This is a genomic window from Myxococcus vastator (genome assembly GCF_010894475.1).
GTDB classification, from domain to species: domain Bacteria; phylum Myxococcota; class Myxococcia; order Myxococcales; family Myxococcaceae; genus Myxococcus; species Myxococcus vastator.
The window spans coordinates 1-1124 of sequence record NZ_JAAIYB010000876.1 but is presented as its reverse complement, the minus strand read 5'-3'; the positions used below and the strand labels follow the sequence as shown (position 1 = coordinate 1124).

Genomic DNA, 1124 nt, shown 5'->3' with positions numbered 1-1124 from the left:
GGGTGGGGTGCAGCGCCACCAGCCGCTGGAGCACCTCGCGGGCAGCCGCTTCGTCGTGCTGGGCCAGCCGCAACCGGGCCAGCCCCAGCAACGCGCTGGCATCCTTCGGGTCCTGTTCAAGGGCGCGCTCGAATTCGCGGGCCGCCTCCTTCAGCAGGCCCTGCTTCATGAGACGCGCGGCGGAGGATGCCAGTTTGGAGACGGCCATGAGCACCGATTCTAGCGGTGGGGACGTCAGGTGGGTACTTCTAGAAGACCGACTCCCAGGCATTCTTGATGCCGTTGCCCACGTCGCCCGCGAAGTCCGTCACGGCATCCGCCGCGTTGGAGAAGACCTCGCCCGCGGCGTCGGCCACCGCGCCGCCCGCGTTGATGGCGCCGTCGACCACGTTCTCCAGCACTTCGCCACCGGCGGCGGCGGCCGTCTCACCCACGGCCCTCAGCACGTTGCCGGGGTTGACGGAGCCCTCGATTTCCACGCCCAGGCCCAGGCCCGCGGTGGCCTCCACGCCGACGTCGAACTCCAGGTTGCCGTTGTCGATGCCGATGTTGGCGTGCGCGTCGCCGCTGACACCCGCGCTGGCGCTGGCGGTGATGCTGCCGGACGCGAGCGTGTTGTCCTCGTGCTTCAGCTCGATGGAGCCCGTGAGGCTCGCCTGCGCACCCGCGAAGCCGGAGGCCGCGGCGTTGATGGACACGTTGCCGTCGGTGCCCACGTGCAGGTCCAGCTCAATGCTGCCCTCGGCGCCAATCCTGCCCAGCGCCTCCAGGTCCAGCTCGACGGAGTACTCCTCGCCGGCAATCTCGAACTCGACCGTCTTGGAGGCCCCGGCGCCCGCCTCGATGAGGTTGGCCTCGATGTCGATGTCGACGCTCACGTCGATACCGGACAGGCCGATGTCCGCGTCCACCTGCGCATCCGCGGTGAACGTGGGGCCCTGGACGTGGGCGCGCGTGTCGATGCCACCGGGGCCGGTGCCGCTCACGTCGGTGCGGGCACCGCCAGCCGTGAAGCTGGACTGGCCGCTCAGCGCGCTGTGCCGCGGCTGATCCACCGAACCGGATGCCTGGGTGTCGACGCGCGGGCCGTTACGTCCGCTCTGGGCAGGGGGCCGGGTGTCGCG

The 1124-nt window shown here is 70.6% G+C and carries 2 protein-coding genes; both read right to left on the bottom strand.

All coding sequences use genetic code 11. From position 1 onward, the window contains the following. A partial coding sequence (locus tag G4D87_RS38035; RefSeq protein WP_163787626.1) for a tetratricopeptide repeat protein occupies positions 1–208 on the bottom strand: 208 nt, incomplete at its 3' end. A 40-nt stretch (positions 209–248) separates the two neighbouring features. Next, positions 249–1124 (bottom strand): Circumsporozoite protein (locus tag G4D87_RS38030; protein ID WP_163787625.1); only part of this gene is annotated, 876 nt, incomplete at its 5' end.